The following is a 17,096-nucleotide window of genomic DNA, read 5'->3' on the forward strand; positions in this document are numbered from 1 at the left end:
CGTGTCAGCAGTCGATTCGGCACGTGACGCATTCATATCCCGAGTCCGGCAACTCGGCAGCGTGGCCGAGTACGCGGATGTCATACCCAGCTTGTCGGGGTCTACATCACCGAATTCAGTGCCCCCACGTCGAACCAGACAAGAGCGGCGCATGGCCCCAGCAGGGCCGCCACGGAGATGTTGAGAACAACTCTTGATTCCAAGCATTCAGTCGAAGGATGAAAAATGTCCAGCAAGACAGTCAAAACCTTTGCCGCCACTGTAATGGCCTTGCCCGTGCTCGTCCTCGCAGCTCCCGCGGCTTCTGCCGACCCGACTCCATCCCCCGCCACTCCAGCCGCATCGCCCGTATTCGGATCGGCCGTGTGGTGTATCAATCTCGGCAGTGTCATCTGGTGCATCTGAGCTTCTCGGCTCACCCGGGCTGACCGGGCGAGAACGCGATTTCACGCTTCCGGTGCGTCGTGCGCGACGCACCGGAAGCCGAGGTGGCAGGTAGCGGTGTCCTCGGTCTGACCTTGTCGGGCGGCGGGCCGGTATCGAAGGCAGTAATCGGCCGCGCACAGATACGATCCGCCCTTGATGATGCGGCGTGGAAAGTGTTGCGGCGCTGTCGGTTCAGGGGTGTCGACGTGCGGGTTGCGTGGGGCGCAGCAGGTCGGCGTCGCGTGCTGCGGACGGAAGTAGTCCACGGTCCATTCCCACACGTTGCCGGTCATATCGTGCAGACCGTAGCCGTTCGCTGAATAGGTGCCGACCGTCGTGGTGCCGGGTGTCTGCGCCTGACCTCGGCCGGGGTCGAATCGCCACGGAAATGCGCCGACCCAGATGTTGGCCATCCGTCGGCCGGTGGGTTCGAACTGCTCGCCCCAGGCGAAGGTGGCACCATCCAGTCCGCCGCGGGCGGCATATTCCCATTCGGCTTCGGTCGGCAGTTGTTTGCCGACCCAGGCCGCGTATGCCGCCGCGTCTTCGTAGGCGACCTGGGTGACGGGGTGGCGGTCGAGCCCGTCGAGTGTGCTGCCGGGCCCGCGCGGGTGGCGCCAGCACGCGCCGGGGACATACCGCCACCAGCGGCGCCAATTGTCCAATGGCACCGGTCCCCTGGTCGGCTGGAATACCAGTGCGCCCGGGATCAGGTTCTCCGGCTCCGCGTCCGGATAATCCTCGGCTGCCGGAGTACGTTCGGCGACCGTGACGTATCCGGTCTGCTTCACGAAGCGTCGGAACGCGGCATTGGTCACCGGGTGCGGGTCGATCCAGAACGAATCGACCCGCACCCGGTGCACCGGGCGCTCCTCGGGGAAGAAGTCCTCCGATCCCATCGCGAAGCTGCCGCCCGATATCCGGACCATGCCTCGCCGGATGTCGTCACGGGTCGCGGTAGCCACGGATCACGCCTCAATCGCGCGAAAATGCCGCAGCCGCAGCCATTTCCAGGTCCTGGTACGGTTTGCCGCTCACGTCCTCGATGACCTGGTGCATCGTTCCTCCGGTGAACGGGAACGGTGCGCGGTAGCGCGCGGAAACGGACTGACCGTTGTCGCGGCCGACACGGATTCCTTCCCCGACGCCGGAGAACACGACGGGCTGGGTCCGCATGTCCTCCAATGAGCCGACCGGGTTCTCGTCGATGTACAGGACAGCCTCACCCGTGGGTGTGAAGTTGTCGGGTCGGGTGCCGCGGCGTTCGTAGCGGATCCCGAGGATGTGGTCGCCAAGCGGCACCGTTCGATCGGAGATGATGGTCTGCTCTTCCTCGCCGAGGAAGTTGTAGGTGTAACAAAGGTGGCCGTCCTTGACGTACAGGGTGTGTCCACCGAGTCGGCCGCCGTGTGCGAACAGCACCCCTTCGGCCTCGGCAGTGTCGATCGTCGTCTCCGCGAGCAGCGCGAACGATCGTCCCTGAATCTCCAGCGCCGCACCGGGTCCCACCTCCGCGACGCCCGGATAGTAGACAGCATTGTCGCGCTTGGCACCGTACGTCGGACGGTAGCGGGTCATCATGGAGACGACGTCGAGATCATTGAGTGGCAAGCCGTTATATTTCTCGGCCTCCGAAAACCACAGTGCCTTCAGCTCTTCCAGCTTCTCGGGATGAACCTCGGCCAGGTCGTGCATCTGGCTGCGGTCCTGCTCGATATGGAACAGTTCCCAGCGATCCTCGTCGAAATGTCCCCAGCCGGACGGGCACGCCGCATGGACGGTGTCGGCGAACCATCCGCGATGCCAGATCCCGCGCGTACCGAGCATCGAATAGAACTGTGTGTGCTTGCCGACGTCCGCGTTCGCGTCATCGAACAGGGCCCGGAAGCTGATGCCTTCCAATGGACGCTGTCGCACGTTCTTCACGATGTCGGGGGGTGTAATGCCGAGCAGGTCGTAAACGGTCGGGGTGATATCGCAGACATTGATGTACTGATGGCGCACCTCGCCGCGGGCCGCCAGCCCGGCTGGCCACGACATGAGGCACGGGTCGGCGATGCCGCCTTCGTGCGAGGCATATCGCTTGTACAGCTTGTACGGGGTGTTGAACGCCATCGCCCAGCCGATGCTGTAGTGGCTGTAGGTGGTCGGCGAACCCAGCTCGTCCAGCTTGGCCAGACTGTCCTCGATCGTGTCGATGTAGCCATTGAAGAACTTCATCTCGTTGGCGGTGCCATTCGGACCGCCCTCGCCGCTGGCGCCGTTGTCGGAGAAGGCGACGATAATGGTGTTATCCAGTTGGCCGCTTTCTTCGAGATAGTCCAGCAGTCGGCCGATCTGCGCGTCGGTGTAGGACAGGAATCCGGCGAACACCTCCGCCTGCCGTCGGAACAGCCGCTTTTCGTCCTCCGACAATGAATCCCATGCTCGCACCGTGTCCAGCATCGGCCACGGCTTGCCGTCGGCACTGGTGGCATTCGCGTACGGGTTCATCGGCGACAGCTCGGTGTTCTCCGGCAGCAAACCCAGGCGCTTCTGATTCTCCAGCACGATCTCGCGGTACTTCTCATAGCCCATGTCGAACCGGCCGCGGTACTTGTCGGCCCATTCCCATGGCACGTGGTGCGGCGCATGCCCGGCGCCCGGACATAAGTAGGTGAACCACGGCTTGTCGGGGGCGATCACTTTGGAGTCGCGGATGAACTCGATTGCCCTGTCGGCCAGATCCTTCGACAGGTGATAGCCGTCTTCCGGTGCGTACGGCTGCGAGATCATGTGATTGTCGTACACCAGGTTCGGGTACCACTGGTCGGCCTCTCCGCCCAGGAAGCCGTAGAAGCGCTCGAACCCACGCCCCAATGGCCAATGCCGCTTGGACGCCGCCAGATTCTCCTCTTCCAGTGGTGTCATATGCCATTTGCCGACCGCGTACGTGTTCCACCCGCGCTCGCTGAGTACTTCCGAGCACAGCGCGGTTTCCTGCGGTATGCGACCACACATACTCGGGAAGCCGTCGGTGAACTCCTCGATGGTCGCCATACCGACCGAGGTCGCATTCCGGCCGGTCAGCAAGGAGGCACGAGTGGGTGAACACAGGGCGGTGGTGTGGAATTGGGTGAACTGCACACCACGATCGGCGATGCGCCGCATATTGGGCATCTCGACCAGGCCGCCGTAGCAATCCCAGGTGCCGATCCCGATGTCGTCCCACACCAGATACAGCACATTCGGCGCGCGCTGCGGAGCCGTCGGTTCACGGAAAGGCCCCCAGTCGGGCTCCGAATCACGTATGTCGAGCGCGATTTTTCCCTCGAACTTCCTTGCCATCATTTACCTCCGGTAACGAGAGCTGTTCGTTTGCCATCGATCCTGTTGCCCGGGGTCGAGACCTCATGCGGGGTACACGCGAACGCCGACCGATGCGGCGGTGGTGTCGGGATAGGCACGCCCAGCTCCGTGTTACCGCGGAGCGGGTTCGGATATTCGACGTGTGGTGGTCACGGTCCTCGCGGACATGATGTCCGGATGTTCGCTGATCAACGCCTTCCGTACTCAGAGAGTACGGTGTCGGACCGCGCTGTGTCACCAATTGCGGTCAGTCGCGCAGGATGGGGTAGGCCTCGTATGTGCGCGCGTGCTCAGTCGACGCCGAGGGCGACTTCGGTCGATTTGATGAGGACTGTGACCCGGGAGCCGTCGTTGAGTTCGAGGTCGTCGGCCGCATCGCGGGTGATGGAGGAGGTGATTTCGTCGCCGCCCGCCAGTCGGACGCGGACGACGGCCATCGCTTCGCCGCGGGTGACCGAGACGACTGTTCCATCGAGTTGGTTACGTGTGGATAGTCGCATGTCGGTGATCCTACGCACCGCTGCTACCTACTCACAGGATGTTCGCGCAGGTCGCAATGGGTGCATGCGCCCATCACGCCAGCGGCTCGAGGTCACGTGCTCACTGTCGCCGCGTCGTCCTCACCGGCGATTCACGCGTCGAGGTTCCAGCCTCAGGTTGTGCCCGCGCTCATGCCGCCGGAGATGGTGATGGCCTCGCCGTTGAAGTGGCCCCCGGATTCGCCGACGAGCAGCAGGATGGCTTGGGAAACCTCTTGCGGCACAATGAGATCACCATTCGGCGGACCGGCGGCGCACATCGGCCTGCACCGCGACGCAACGCCGCCCGGTCTCCTCGACGAGCTTGACGGTTTGGGCCAGACCTTCTTCGGGTCAGCTCGCGGACCAGCCCGACCAGTGGGTGACATCGATGGCGAGCACCGGTCCGGGCGGCGGCTGGGTGCGGTAGACGGGATAGCGCTCGGTCAGAAGGTCCAGGGCATGCTCGGCTTCGGGGCCGTCGGTGATTCGTGCGGTGCCGTCGGCTCTGGTCCACCACAGATGCGTCCAGTCGTCGCTGTAGTGGTCGGCGAGCACCGCTACCGTGGGGTTCGCGGCGATATTCGCCAAGCGGCGCAAGGCAGTTGTCGTCTTGGGCTTCGCGTCGACAGCGCTGTAAATGGTGTCCTCGGCGACCGCGAAGACGATCGGCACGATGTGTGGACGCAGGTCGCTGGATACGGTGGCGAGTCGGGCTACCGGTTCTGTCATGAACCGTTCCCGCGCCGCTTCCGCATCCAGTCGCACCGCACCTCCGCATTACGCTCGGCAACAGCCCCATTCTTACCTGATCGGCGACTAGACGCGGACGAACAGTGGCCGCGCGGGATCCACGGGAATCGGTATGGCAGGGCCGATTCCGAACAGGATGAAAACCGCGGGCTCCGGGCTGTCGCGCAAAGTGCCGTCGTAGTGCGCCGTACCCGCTGTGCGCGTGGTGAATTCGCCGGGGTACATGGGCAGGCTGGTGGTGAGGTCGATGGAGGGGCCCGCGCCGACGGTCCAGACGCCCGAGAGCATTACGGCGTGGCGGTCGAAGGTATAGGCGTGCGGGGCGCTCATCCAACCGGGGTGCCAGCGGGCATAGCTCGCGTAAAAGCCAGGGCCGCGATAGGAACCGAGCACGTCGGCGGTTTCCAAGCTCTGCGGTGGTGCCCCTGGCGCGGGCTGCCAGTTCAGGTCGGCCCAGCCGTGAATCGTGCTGCCCGGACCCGGGGACCGGTCCTGGACGGTCGGGAATTCCACGGTCGACGGCTCGGCCGCGTTACCGTTCGAGCCCTGCCGGACCACGGGCAGCATCAGCCCGAGCGCGGGCAGCGCCAGTGCGATTCTGCGGCGCATTTCGCGTACTGATTCGTCGTCGGCCTCGGCCAGGTATCGGTTGTCTTCCACGCGCATGACCTCCTGGACGTCATCGCAGCAGGGTGAACCGAATTCTTGACGCATCATACGGTGGTGTGCCGATGGTTTGCTGGAAATCCGCAGAGATCAACTCCACCGCGCTGCTGAACGCATGGTCTTTCCGCACACCCGTACGATGCGAAACCGACCCGCTATTCGAGTACGAAGGGGCGTCATCGATGCCGACCGACCAGCTCGTCCAGAAATTCCGGGCCGTCGATACGACGGCGATCTGCGATGCCGATAAGTCGATTCGCGTGCTGGACAGTGCTATTCGCCTGCGATCGGCCGAGCCGCGGATACTGGGGCCCGCCTTCACCGTGCGCTGTCGCGGCGACTTCCTCGCTGTGCTGCGCGCGGTCGAGACCGCCGCGCCCGGCGATGTCATCGTCGTCGATGGTGGCGGTGCCGAAATCGCCTTCGCCGGAGAACTATTCGCGCGCGGCGCACTGGTGCGCGGTCTCGGCGGGATTATCGTCGATGGCGGGTATCGCGATATCGCCTATGTCCGAGGTTGTACGTTGCCGGTGTACAGCCGCTTCGTCACGCCTATGGCCGGTAGCACCGTACAACTCGGCGAGCTGCAGATACCGGTGACCTGCGGCGGCGTCGAGGTATCCCCTGGTGACCTTATCCTCGCCGACGAGGAAGGCGTCATCGTCGTAGATCCGGACCGCCTCGGTGCGCTCCTCGACACGGCGGCAGCGGTCAAGGACGCGGAAGCCGAGCTCGTCGCGCTGCTCGACACCGGGTCGACGCTCGGTGATGGCCTCAATCTCGCCGAGCACACCGCTGCCTTGGACCGCGGCGAACCCTCGACATTGCGATTTCTGGTCTGACGGCAAAACACCTTGCACTGCAAATAGATTCAGTCCATCGCCACGCACGCCCTCGCGGCGCAGGTAGCTCTTCAACCACCAGTTCTCGTCGTCGACGGAGTTCGGTATCGGTTTGCCGGTGCCGGGGAGGTTCTCGAATGCGCCCCGTTCGGTGGCCTCGCGGACTAAAGATGGTCCCATGACCAGCCATGTCCTCGCGATCGATCTCGGCAAGACCGGCTGTCGTGGTTCATTGCGCGTCGACGGAAGTCAGGTTGGCTATGCGGAAGCGCCGGGGGCGCCTGGCCTGGCACATGCCACGGGCGTTACCGCGGCGGAGCGCGCGATCCGCGCGGTAATCGATCAGATCAGCTCGCTGCCAACCAATTTCACGCTGTCCGTCGGCGCGGCCGGTGCCGCATCGGCACCGGATGCGGCCGCCACACTGGCCCGGCGGCTGGCCGAGGTTTCCGGCGCGGTCGCGGTCGCCGTGACTTCCGACGCCGTCACCGCACACGCCGGGGCGCTGGGAGGATCCCCCGGCGTTGTGCTCGCCATTGGAACCGGAGCCGTCGCGACCGCCGTCGACGCGGCGGGCCGGTTCGCGCGCGTCGACGGCTGGGGGCCGCAACTCGGCGATGAGGGCAGTGGCGGCTGGATCGGCCTCGAAGGTCTACGCGCCGCGCTCCGGGCCCATGATGGCCGCGGGCCACGCACCATCCTGACCGAAAAAGTCCGCGAACACTATGGCATCGAATTGGACGCGCTGCCGAAATATCTTGGCGAGCAAGATAATCCGGCCCTGGTCGCCGCCGAGTTCGCGCCCGTAGTTGCCGCAGCAGTCGACGATACCGCGGCCGCGATCATGGCCGCCGCCGCACGCGCACTCGCGCGCACCGTTCTCGCCGCGATCGAACGATCCGGAATCCACCCACCGGTCCCCTATGCGATCACCGGCGGCCTCACCAAGCTCGGCGCACCACTGCTCGAGCCGCTCGACCATCAGATCGCGCACGCGATCGATCGCCGCGACCCGCTCGGCGAACCCATCGACGGAGCTGCGTTGCTTGCCCTCGACCGGACAACTGCGCTCGAAGCGCTGGTCACCCGAAGTTATGACACTTATTGACAGAGTTTGCGTAACACCTGACACTTAGTTGCATTCAGTCCGCCGCGTCACCGGGGAGCTGCGTTGAACGCACTCAATCTCGCCGTCATCGTCGTCTATCTCGTCACCGTCGCGTGGATCGGCCTGCGGCTGTCCGGAAAACAGAAGTCCAGCAGCGACTATTTCGTCGGTGAGGGCCGAATGCCGTGGTGGACGGTGTGTTTCTCAGTGGTGGCCACCGAAACCAGTGTGCTCACCGTCATCTCGATTCCGGGCGGCGCGTACACCGATCAGGCCTTCGGAAATGTCGAGCTGGCCATCGGGTACATCATCGGACGCACAGCCGTGGCGATCGTGCTGATCCCGCTCTACAAGCGCGGCGGATTCGTCAGCGCCTACCAGTACCTCGAGCTGCGTTTCGGTCGCTATCTGCAGGGCGTGGCCTCGGTGACCTTCGTGTTCACCCGGCTGCTCGCCGAGGGCGTGCGATTGTTCGCCTCCGCCATTCCGATCAAGTTGCTGCTCAGCGAATTCGGACTCGATTTCGGCTACGACGCGATCATCGTGGCGCTGACGCTGCTCACCGTCGTCTACACCTACCTCGGCGGCATCAAGGCGGTGATCTGGACCGACGCACTGCAGATGGGCCTCTACCTCACCGGTGCCCTCATCGCGATCTGCGTGCTCACCGGCCACGTCGGCGCATCCGGCTGGTCGGATGCACTGCATGCGGGCAAGTTCCGCGTCTTCGATACCGATTTCGGTCTCGCGCACATTCTCACCAGCACCTTCGCGCTGCCGACCGCGATCATTGGTGGTGCGATCTTCGCGATGGCCTCGCACGGCTCGGATCAGCTGATCGTGCAGCGCATTCTGGCGACGCGGTCGCTGCGCGACAGTCAGAAGGCGATGATCGGTTCTGGCATCTTCGTCGCCATCCAGTTCGCCGCCTTCTCACTCGTCGGTGTGCTGCTGTGGTCCTACAACGGCGGAAAGACGGCCAAGGACCTCGGATTGGCCAGCGCGGACAGCCTGTATCCCAACTTCATTCTGCACGGCCTGCCGGTGGTGGTCTCCGGGCTGCTGGTCGCCGGAATCCTCGGCGCGGCAATGGGTTCGCTGTCCTCGGCGTTGAATTCCATGGCCAATTCGACGGTCGCCGATATCATTCGCAGCTTCTCCCGACGCACACTCGCCGATGACACGCTGCTGCGCCTGGCGCGCGTGATGACGCTGGTGTGGGCGGCGCTGATGGCGCTGTTCGCCATGGGTTTCAGCGCGACGACGGGCAATGTGTACCTGACGGCGCTCACCATCGCGGGCTACACCTACGGCGCGCTGCTCGGTGCGTTCCTGCTCGGGCGACTTGTCGCGCGCGCCAACCAGTTCGACGCGATCGTCGCCTTCATCGCCACGGTGATCGTGATGACGTTGGTGGTGCGGGTGGTCAAGATCGATGTGACCGTCGCCGGGAAAGTGGTCGAAAAGGGTATCGCGGCACAGTGGTTGGTGCCGATCGGCGTGCTCGTCACCTTGATCGTCGGTGGTATCGCGAGCCTGTTCCATTCGGCGTCCGCACCGGATGAGTCGGAACCTGTTGCGGTGGTGGCGTAGTGCGTGTCATCGGGTTGATGTCGGGAACGTCGCACGATGCGATCGATGCCGTCGGTGCGGATATCGTTTTGCACGACACGGTGATTCAGGTGCGCCTCGTCGGACAGCTCAGCCGCTCCTACCCCGATGACCTGCGTTCGGAACTCATCGCCGCCTTGCCACCGGGTGCCATAGATATGGCTGCCGTGTGCCGTCTGGACACCGCGATCGGCCAGGCCTTCGCCGACGTGGCAGCTGCGGCACAGCAGGAGTTCTTCGGCGGGACAGCCGATCTCGTCGCCTCCCATGGGCAGACCGTCTACCACTGGGTGAGCGATGGTGCGGTGCGAGGCACGCTGCAGCTGGGTCAGCCCGCATGGATCGCCGAACGCACCGGCTTGCCGGTGGTCAGCGACTTTCGTTCGCGCGATATCGCCGCGGGCGGACAGGGCGCACCGCTGGTGGGGCTGTTCGACCTGCTGTGGCTGGCGGGACGTCCGGAACGCGCGGCCGCGTTGAATATCGGTGGGATCGCGAATGTCACGGTCACCGGCGCCGAGCCGGTCGCCTTCGACACCGGACCGGGCAACGCCCTCATCGATGCGGCCGTCGAGCTGTGCACCGGCGGTACCGAACACATCGACCGCGCGGGGGTACGCGCCGCCCGCGGCCACATCGATACCGAACTGCTGGAAACCCTTCTCGCGGAACCCTATTACCGCGCACCAGCCCCCAAGAGCACGGGGAAGGAACTGTTCAACAGCAGCTATCTGCATCGCGTGTTGGACCCCCGTGTGCCCTGCACCGACGATATTGTCGCCACTGTGACCGCGCTGACCGCCCGCACCATCGCCGACGCCCTCGCGCCGCTGCGCCCGACCGAGGTCATCGCGTCGGGCGGCGGCATCCGCAATCCCACTCTGATGGCAATGCTCGGCGCATATCTGAGCCCAACGAAATTACGCACCTCCGACGAACTCGGCCTACCGTCGGCGGCGAAGGAGGCCACCGCATTCGCGGTGCTCGGCTTCCTCACCGCGCACGGCCTGGCGGGCAGCGATCCCGCCTGTACCGGAGCGAACCGCGCGGCGGTGCTCGGTTCCATCACCCCGGGTGCGGCCGGATTCACGCTGCCCAGCGCACCGACCACCGTGCCCCGACGACTCACGCTGGCGGGGTAACGATGCCCGATTCCGATGACGTACGCACTCGCCTGCTGGCGGCATTGCCACGACTCACCCCGACCGCACTGCGCGTCGCACAGGTGATCCGGCACGACCCGGCCGCGGCCGCACAGCTCACCGTGAGCCAACTCGCCGAGCGGTCGGCGACCAGCACCTCCGCGGTGGTCCGGCTGGCGAAAACCCTCGGCTACGAAGGTTATCCGCAGCTGCGACTCGCCATGGCCGCGGTCGGCGGCGATGACGGCTCGCCGGTATTCGCCACCGATATCGATGCCGACGACGCCTTATCGAAGGTGCTGCACAAACTGACCGCCTTCGAAACCGAGGGCATGATGGCGACCGCCGAACTCGCCGACCCGGCGACCATGGAGTCCGTCGTCGACGCACTGGTGGGCGCGCGACGGGTACACTTGGTCGGCATCGGCGCGTCCGGACTCGTCGCGATGGATATGGCGCAGAAGCTGACCCGCATCGGAATGTGGTGCGGCGCATGCACATCCGAGGACGACGCCCTCGTCCAGGCCAGTCTGCTCCAGGCCGGTGATGTCACCGTCGCGTTCTCGCATTCGGGCGAGACCGCCGCAATCGTGGAAGCCGTCCGCCGGGCGGCCCGCGCGGGCGTGACCACGGTCGCCGTCACCGCGGGAGCACGATCCGGACTCGCGAATGCCGCCGCGCATACGGTGCTGGTGGCCGGACGCGAGGACGGATTCCGTTCCGCGGCAATGGCGAGTCGCATGAGTCAGCTCCTCATTGTCGACACGCTGTATGTCGGCGTCCTGCAACGCACGCCGTCGGCGGCCAGGGCGCTGCGGCGCACCTACGAGGCGGTAGCCGATCGCCGAACCAAGGAGGCCGAATGAATTACCCGGTGTCGCGGTGACCGAGATCGGTGCGCTGACAACCGAAGCGTCGAATCCGCGCAGCGCCACGCTGGATTCGATGCCGGTCGAGGAGCTGCTGCGCACCATGAACGCCGAGGATGCCGGTGTGGCTTCGGCCGTGGCGCAGGCGATTCCGCAGATCGCGCGGGCGGTCGAGCTGATCGTCGCCCGGCGGCGGCGCGGCGGTCGACTGATCTACCTGGGCGCGGGCACCAGCGGCCGCCTCGGCGTACTCGACGCAGTGGAATGCCCACCGACCTTCGGCACTGATCCCGGCGAGGTCCTCGGCATAATCGCGGGCGGACCCGATGCCTTTCTTCGAGCCGTCGAAGGTGCCGAGGACGATCCCGTGCTGGCCGCCGCCGACCTGTCCGCCATCACACTCGGCACCGACGATGTGCTTGTCGCGCTGGCTGCCAGCGGCCGAACCCCCTACGCCGTCGGTGCGCTGCGATACGGCCGCTCGATCGGTGCCGCGACGGTCGCGATTTCCTGCAACCGCAACGCCGAAGCCAGCGCGTACGCCGATATCGGCATCGAAATCGACACGGGCCCTGAGGTTTTGACCGGTTCCACCCGATTGAAGGCTGGCACGGCGCAGAAGATGGTGTGCAATATGCTCTCCACCGCCGCCATGGTGCGGGCGGGCAAGGTCTACGGCAATCTGATGGTGGATGTGAAGCCCACCAATGCCAAACTCGTCGATCGCGCCCGCCGCATCATCGCCGAGGCGACCGGAGCCGACCCCGCGACGGCCGCGGCACTGTTGGACGCGGCGGATGGTCACGTGAAAACCGCGATCGTCATGCGCTTGGCCGGAGTCGACGCTTCAGTGGCCCGCGCACTGCTGCACGACGCGGACGGACGGGTGCGCGACGCCGTTCAACACTGATATTCCGTTCGCCGAACCCGCACGCGACCAACCGCTACCCTGACCCACAGTTCCGCGACCCAGCCGGAACGATGTGTCGGCAATTCGGAGGCACCATGCTGTCCCTGCAGGAGATTTCCGACCGCCTGGAGATCGAGGACCTCATGGTCCGGTACTCACATGCGGTCGACACCCGACAGTGGGATCTGCTCGACGAGATCTTCACCGCGGATGCGCATATCGACTATTCGGCCATGGGCGGCGCGGTCGGTGATCTCGAATCCACCAAGAAGTTCCTCGCCACCGTCATGCCGAATTTCCTTGCGTTCCAACATCTGATCAGCAATTCGTCCATCACCGTCGACGGCGACAGCGCCACCGGGCGCACCATGTGCCACAACCCTATGCTCGTTTCGACCGGCGAAGGTCAGCAGAGTCTGATGCTGTGCGGGCTCTGGTATCTGGACACCTTCGCCCGCGTCGAGGGCCGGTGGCGGATCAAGCGGCGTGTCGAGGAGAAGAGCTTCATGTTCGTCGCGCCGGGCACTGCCTGAATACGAATCGAGGCTCCCGAATACGGGCGCCTCGATCTGTCATTCGTGTCGGCATTCGTCTCCGCATGAGCATTTGCCGCCATCCTGGCAACCACACCGACAGTCCGGACCGCAGGCACAGGGAAGAACGCTGAGAGCCATCGCAAAACCTTTCCGAAGTAGGGATTGCCGCCTGAGCTATAGCCGGAAAGTATAGGTGTTCTGGTCGTAGTCGCTCCGCAGGTACGGTCGCGGACCCGCCGGGCGGTACCGGCGTCCCAGTACACGACTTCGAGGACGTGTTCGGTGCGGGCGGCACCGCGGCGGCAGGTGCGAGGCTTGGCGCCTTGCATTTCACCGGGCACCAGCGCGGCGCGGATCCGGTGTGGCTGAGTTCACGGTGCTCGCGTCGCGTTTATGAGTAGGTTCTCGAGTATGGACAATGAGGGACCCAGCCGGACAGCGCTCGTGACTGCTTACGCCCGTGCCTATCATCAAATTGCTGACCGGCCAAGGATTCTTACCGATCCACTGGCGGCACGTCTGCTGGGCGTCACTGTGGATGAGCTGACCGAATTGGGTCGGCCCGCAGAGGATCGTTCCGGTAGCGATGTCGGCCCGGGAATCCTGCGGCTGGGTGTCAGTGATCGGCCGCGCCGCCTGTTCTTCGCTGCTCGTGCCCGTTTCGCCGAGGATCGTGTGGCCGAGGCCGTCGCCGCAGGCGTGCGACAGGTCGTGATCCTCGGCGCGGGCCTGGATACCTTCGCCTACCGCAACCCGCATCCTGGCCTGCGTGTATTCGAGGTCGACCATCCCGCTACCCAGGCGTGGAAACACCAACGCCTCGCCGCATCCGGTATCGACCAGCCTGAGCGGTTGACTTTCGTGCCGGTCGACTTCGAAACCGACACACTGGCAACACGATTGGAGGCCGCCGGATTCAGCCGGACCGATCCGGCCGTATTCGTGTGGCTCGGTGTCGTCTACTATCTGACCCCGGACGCCGCCCGCACCACCCTCGAATACATTGCTGGTCAATCCGAGCCTGTCGAGGTGATCTTCGACTACCTGCAGGCGGCAGACACCGACGAGGATCGTGCGAAGATGCAGGCGCGCGCACATCGAGCGGCAGCTCTCGGCGAACCCTGGTTCAGCTACTTCACTCCTGACGACATCGCCGCACAGTTGCGCGCGCTCGGCTTCACCGACGTCGAAGACCACTCCGCTGCGGACGTCATCGCTGGGTACCTCGATGGATCGGCGGAATTCGAGGGCGAACCACCCCAGGCACTGCGCCCGGTCCGCATACTACGGGCGAGCCGCTGAGGATTCTCCCCAGCACATCGTCGTCGATGCCCCGTATAACCGCGTGCTCAGCGGGGCTTTTGTGCCACGGCGAAGACCCTTCGGAACGGCAGCCAGGTGGTGCCGTCGAGTTGGCGCGGGTAGGCAGCGCGCAAGAGCGGCGCCAGTTGTGCGGTGAAGTCCTGCCAGTCGGTGTCGTCGAGTGCGTTGCGCACCGGACGCAGGGCCGTTCCGGTGACCCAGTCGAGTACCGGATCCTCCCCCGAGAGTCGTTGCAGGTAAGTCGTTTCCCATGCGTCGACCTGGCAGCCCGCGAGCGTGAGCAGCTGGGCATATCCGCTGGGGTCCAGGACATCGCGCGGTTGCAGGATGCCTGCGGGTGCGAGCCGGTCGCGCCATTCGTCGCGGCCCGCGAGCTCCCGAATCGATCGGTGTGACGGGGCGTCGAAGTTGCCGGGAACCTGCAGTGCGAGCCAGGCGCCCGCAGGCAGCGCGTGCGCCCATTGCGGCAGCAGGGTGGTGTGCGTGGGCACCCAGTGCAGTACGGCATTGCTGATCACAACGTCGGTATCCGGTGCCGGTCGCCAGTCCTGCACCGTGCCGAGTCGCGCGTCGATGCCGAGACTCCTTGCCGCAGCGACCATTTCGGGCGACGAATCCGATGCCTCGATGGTCGCGCCCGGCCAGCGCTCGGCCAGCGAGGCGGTGAGATGTCCTGGGCCGCAGCCGAGATCGACGACGCGGCGCGGATTCTCGGCACCGATTCGGCCGAGCAGTTCGAAGAATGGGCGCGAGCGGTGGTCATCGAAGGCCAGGTACTTCTTGGGATCCCACATCGGCGGCTCCAAGATCGATTCAACCAAACCGTACGCACGTACTGTATTCCTGGTCGGCGGGTTCGGCAAGGAGCGGGCCGGAATTTCCGAGCCGATCCGTGGGTTGGTGCGGAAAACAATCGATGGGAGTGCAGTGAACGACTTCAACGCACAGGTGATCAACGAGTTCCGCGCCAATGCGGGCAAGGTCGGCGGCATGTTCGAGGGCGCGCCGATGGTGCTGATCACAACGACGGGCGCCAAATCCGGCCGCCAGGTCACCAGCCCGCTGGTCTACCTCCCCGATGGCGAACGGATCGTGCTCATCGCATCGAACGGCGGTGCCGACAAGCATCCGGCCTGGTACCACAACCTGCGCGCGAATCCGGAATTCACCGTTGAGATCGGTGCCGAGAGCTATCCGGCGAAGGCCGAGGTGGTGACGGGCGCCGAACGCGACGAACTGTATGCGCGGATGGTCGAGATCATGCCGGGTTTCGGTGAGTATCAAGCGAATACGTCTCGGGTGATTCCGGTCGTCGCGGTCTATCGCCGAGAGGCCTGATGCCTGCCGGCCCGGTCTGTTATGTCCGGGCTGGCACCAGCCGATCAGGATTTGTCGCCGAACCAGCGGCGCAGCGCTTCGGCAAGGCCATCGCGAGCGCCAAAATCGGCGGCCCAGGCCACGTAACCGTCCGGTCGGATCAGCATCGCGGAAAGCTCGCGTGGTGCAACGGGTTTCGCTGTCACTATGCGAACCCGGTCCGCCCATGGTGTAGCGATCGTTCGCAGCTCCGCGCAGTCGGCCAGGTCCAACAGGATTGCCCGGCCGTCGGTGAAGTGCGCACCGAGCCGAGTGCCGTCGGACAGTTCGATGTCCGGGGTGAGCGCGCCGACCAGCTCGTGGCCACCGCCGAGATCGTAGCGGTGCAGTACGCCGGAGATCTTCTTGAAGATCGCGGTACTACCGTCGCGGGTGGCGAGCAGTTCGGTCATCACCTCGCGTAATGCCTTGCTGCGCTGGTCGAGTCGCATCAGCGCGACCTGTGCGCGGGTCCACTCCAGCACCCACGCACCGACCGGATGACGTTCCGTGGTGTAGGTGTCGAGCAGGGTTTCACTCGCATCGCCGCGCACCACCGCGGCCAATTTCCAGCCGAGGTTGACCGCATCGCCGACGCCGAGATTGAGTCCCTGCCCACCGAAGGGCGAATGCACATGGGCCGCATCGCCGGCGAGCAGCACACGGCCCTTGCGATAGTCGGTGACCTGGCGGGTGTTATCGGTGAACCGCGTTGCCGTATGCACGGCGGTGACCTCGACCGGCACGCCCGACACCGCGCGGAGGCTGGCCTGTAATTCGGCCGCGGTGACCGGCGTTGTCCGGTCGGTGGGCGGACCGTCGAGTTCCACGGTGAGTATCCGACCCGGTGTCGGACCACTGGTGTAGATCCCGGTCTCGGTGGTGTTCCAGCCAGGCCGCAAGCCTTCCGCGCCGGTCATTTCGACGACTGCCTGATGGCCGGTGATCTCGGGATCCAGACCGGGGAAGTCGAATCCGGCCAGCTTACGGACGGTGCTGCGGCCGCCGTCGCAGCCCACCAGCCAGTCCGCGCGGACAGTGCTGTCACCGAGGTGGACGGTGACACCGGTTCCGTCATCATCGAATTCGGTCAACTCCCTACCGCGCCGGACGTCGATGCCGAGTTCGGCGGCGCGGCGAGCCAATATCGCCTCGATGGCCTGCTGGGCCACCAGCACCGCCTCGGCGCCCGGGCCGAGTTCGGCGAAAACCGGATCGTCGAAATCGATTTCGTCGGTGCGCAGCATGATGCCCGCGAAATGACCGGCGATCGGCAGGCGCTGACCCGAGGCGTTCGGGAACATACCCGCCGCCCGGATGCGCTGCACCGTCGCATTCTGCTGTTCGAGCAGGTCGGGCAGCATGCCGCGACGGTAGAAGGCCTGCGCGGTCGGCACATTGATCCCACCGGCCTTGATCGTCATATCGGGTGCGGTCAGCCGCTCGACCACCAGTACCTCGGCGCCGCCGAGGCGAAGTTCGCAGGCCAGCATCAGTCCGACCGGTCCGGCACCGGCGACGACCACATCGAATGTCTCGTTCATGAACTCGACTCTGCCGATGGGCGATTGCGGCGGGCTTACATCGCCTTGCATGCGCCTTGCGTCGCGCCCGAACGCCGCAGTGGAGTCGATCGACGGCGACGAAGCCACGCCGGAGACGCCCCATGCGCCCATGACGGTTTCGCC

Annotated in this window: 17 protein-coding genes and 1 pseudogene; 9 read left to right on the plus strand and 9 right to left on the minus strand. The window is 65.2% G+C overall.

The genetic code is table 11. From position 1 onward, the window contains the following. Positions 1-446: 446 nt before the first annotated feature. From NA5_RS03500 to NA5_RS39045, 6 genes are all read right to left on the minus strand, one after another. Positions 447-1,355 carry a formylglycine-generating enzyme family protein gene (locus NA5_RS03500; protein WP_062982359.1) on the minus strand — a complete coding sequence of 303 codons (909 nt, stop codon included), beginning with the start codon at positions 1,353-1,355 and terminating at the stop codon, positions 447-449. Between the two features lie 46 nt (positions 1,356-1,401). Further along, positions 1,402-3,753, minus strand: coding sequence for an arylsulfatase (locus NA5_RS03505; RefSeq protein WP_084483881.1), 2,352 nt, complete (start codon positions 3,751-3,753; stop codon positions 1,402-1,404). A 311-nt stretch (positions 3,754-4,064) separates the two neighbouring features. Beyond that, the gene (locus tag NA5_RS03510) at positions 4,065-4,274 is read right to left on the minus strand and encodes a TOBE domain-containing protein (RefSeq protein ID WP_062981837.1); all 210 of its coding nucleotides are present in this window, start codon (positions 4,272-4,274) and stop codon (positions 4,065-4,067) included. 152 nt (positions 4,275-4,426) lie between these two features. Continuing rightward, on the minus strand, positions 4,427-4,573 hold the full coding sequence (locus NA5_RS40115) for a hypothetical protein (protein WP_174555193.1): 147 nt from the start codon (positions 4,571-4,573) through the stop codon (positions 4,427-4,429). 73 nt (positions 4,574-4,646) lie between these two features. Then, positions 4,647-5,054 (minus strand): TIGR03668 family PPOX class F420-dependent oxidoreductase, encoded by a 408-nt coding sequence (locus tag NA5_RS03515; protein WP_062982361.1) that lies wholly within the window; start codon positions 5,052-5,054, stop codon positions 4,647-4,649. A 57-nt stretch (positions 5,055-5,111) separates the two neighbouring features. Then, positions 5,112-5,705: a cupin domain-containing protein gene (locus tag NA5_RS39045; RefSeq protein WP_157110213.1), complete on the minus strand. Its 594-nt coding sequence runs from the start codon at positions 5,703-5,705 to the stop codon at positions 5,112-5,114. A gap of 32 nt (positions 5,706-5,737) precedes the next feature. Between NA5_RS39045 and NA5_RS03525 the strand changes: the two genes are divergently transcribed. Then, positions 5,738-6,553: an RraA family protein gene (locus NA5_RS03525; protein WP_245672075.1), complete on the plus strand. Its 816-nt coding sequence runs from the start codon at positions 5,738-5,740 to the stop codon at positions 6,551-6,553. Positions 6,554-6,598: 45 nt separating this feature from the next. Here the strand turns inward: NA5_RS03525 and NA5_RS39050 are convergent. Beyond that, a pseudogene (locus NA5_RS39050) lies at positions 6,599-6,733 on the minus strand (DnaJ family domain-containing protein); the annotation flags it as partial. Between NA5_RS39050 and NA5_RS03530 the strand changes: the two are divergent. From NA5_RS03530 to NA5_RS03560, 7 genes are all read left to right on the plus strand, one after another. Beyond that, positions 6,732-7,661 (plus strand): N-acetylglucosamine kinase, encoded by a 930-nt coding sequence (locus tag NA5_RS03530; RefSeq protein ID WP_062981841.1) that lies wholly within the window; start codon positions 6,732-6,734, stop codon positions 7,659-7,661. The pseudogene NA5_RS39050 and the gene NA5_RS03530 overlap by 2 nt on opposite strands. Before the next feature lie 63 nt (positions 7,662-7,724). Beyond that, positions 7,725-9,254 carry a sodium:solute symporter gene (locus tag NA5_RS03535; RefSeq protein ID WP_062981843.1) on the plus strand — a complete coding sequence of 510 codons (1,530 nt, stop codon included), beginning with the start codon at positions 7,725-7,727 and terminating at the stop codon, positions 9,252-9,254. Beyond that, the gene (locus tag NA5_RS03540; RefSeq protein ID WP_062981845.1) at positions 9,254-10,414 is read left to right on the plus strand and encodes an anhydro-N-acetylmuramic acid kinase; all 1,161 of its coding nucleotides are present in this window, start codon (positions 9,254-9,256) and stop codon (positions 10,412-10,414) included. The genes NA5_RS03535 and NA5_RS03540 overlap by 1 nt, the downstream gene beginning before the upstream one ends. 2 nt (positions 10,415-10,416) lie before the next feature. Further along, positions 10,417-11,280 carry a MurR/RpiR family transcriptional regulator gene (locus NA5_RS03545; protein WP_062981847.1) on the plus strand — a complete coding sequence of 288 codons (864 nt, stop codon included), beginning with the start codon at positions 10,417-10,419 and terminating at the stop codon, positions 11,278-11,280. Positions 11,281-11,296: 16 nt separating this feature from the next. Then, positions 11,297-12,193, plus strand: a complete 897-nt coding sequence (gene murQ / locus NA5_RS03550; RefSeq protein ID WP_084483855.1) for an N-acetylmuramic acid 6-phosphate etherase — start codon at positions 11,297-11,299, stop codon at positions 12,191-12,193. Between the two features lie 95 nt (positions 12,194-12,288). Continuing rightward, the gene (locus NA5_RS03555) at positions 12,289-12,726 is read left to right on the plus strand and encodes a nuclear transport factor 2 family protein (protein WP_062981849.1); all 438 of its coding nucleotides are present in this window, start codon (positions 12,289-12,291) and stop codon (positions 12,724-12,726) included. A gap of 414 nt (positions 12,727-13,140) precedes the next feature. Further along, on the plus strand, positions 13,141-14,031 hold the full coding sequence (locus NA5_RS03560) for a class I SAM-dependent methyltransferase (protein WP_062981851.1): 891 nt from the start codon (positions 13,141-13,143) through the stop codon (positions 14,029-14,031). A 47-nt stretch (positions 14,032-14,078) separates the two neighbouring features. Here NA5_RS03560 and NA5_RS03565 read toward each other — a convergent pair whose 3' ends face one another. Next, on the minus strand, positions 14,079-14,846 hold the full coding sequence (locus tag NA5_RS03565) for a trans-aconitate 2-methyltransferase (protein ID WP_062981852.1): 768 nt from the start codon (positions 14,844-14,846) through the stop codon (positions 14,079-14,081). A gap of 133 nt (positions 14,847-14,979) precedes the next feature. On the opposite strand from NA5_RS03565, the gene NA5_RS03570 reads away from it, so the two are divergent. Then, complete coding sequence (locus NA5_RS03570) at positions 14,980-15,390, plus strand: nitroreductase family deazaflavin-dependent oxidoreductase (RefSeq protein WP_062981854.1); 411 nt, start codon at positions 14,980-14,982, stop codon at positions 15,388-15,390. Between the two features lie 44 nt (positions 15,391-15,434). Here the strand turns inward: NA5_RS03570 and NA5_RS03575 are convergent, their stop codons facing one another. After that, entirely contained in the window at positions 15,435-16,952 is a 1,518-nt protein-coding gene (locus NA5_RS03575; protein ID WP_157110214.1) for an FAD-dependent monooxygenase, read from the minus strand. Positions 16,953-17,096 lie beyond the last annotated feature (144 nt).

The sequence above is a fragment of the Nocardia anaemiae NBRC 100462 genome (assembly GCF_001612725.1).
GTDB classification, from domain to species: domain Bacteria; phylum Actinomycetota; class Actinomycetes; order Mycobacteriales; family Mycobacteriaceae; genus Nocardia; species Nocardia anaemiae.

Coding starts and splice junctions, on each gene's coding strand:
- NA5_RS03565 (WP_062981852.1), bottom strand. CDS start 14,846: ATGTGGGATCCCAAGAAGTACCTGGCCTTCGATGACCACCGCTCGCGC.
- NA5_RS03560 (WP_062981851.1), top strand. CDS start 13,141: ATGGACAATGAGGGACCCAGCCGGACAGCGCTCGTGACTGCTTACGCC.
- NA5_RS03575 (WP_157110214.1), bottom strand. CDS start 16,952: ATGAACGAGACATTCGATGTGGTCGTCGCCGGTGCCGGACCGGTCGGA.
- NA5_RS03505 (WP_084483881.1), bottom strand. CDS start 3,753: ATGGCAAGGAAGTTCGAGGGAAAAATCGCGCTCGACATACGTGATTCG.
- NA5_RS40115 (WP_174555193.1), bottom strand. CDS start 4,573: ATGTGCGCCGCCGGTCCGCCGAATGGTGATCTCATTGTGCCGCAAGAG.
- NA5_RS03500 (WP_062982359.1), bottom strand. CDS start 1,355: ATGGTCCGGATATCGGGCGGCAGCTTCGCGATGGGATCGGAGGACTTC.
- NA5_RS03555 (WP_062981849.1), top strand. CDS start 12,289: ATGCTGTCCCTGCAGGAGATTTCCGACCGCCTGGAGATCGAGGACCTC.
- NA5_RS03545 (WP_062981847.1), top strand. CDS start 10,417: ATGCCCGATTCCGATGACGTACGCACTCGCCTGCTGGCGGCATTGCCA.
- NA5_RS03510 (WP_062981837.1), bottom strand. CDS start 4,274: ATGCGACTATCCACACGTAACCAACTCGATGGAACAGTCGTCTCGGTC.
- NA5_RS03530 (WP_062981841.1), top strand. CDS start 6,732: ATGACCAGCCATGTCCTCGCGATCGATCTCGGCAAGACCGGCTGTCGT.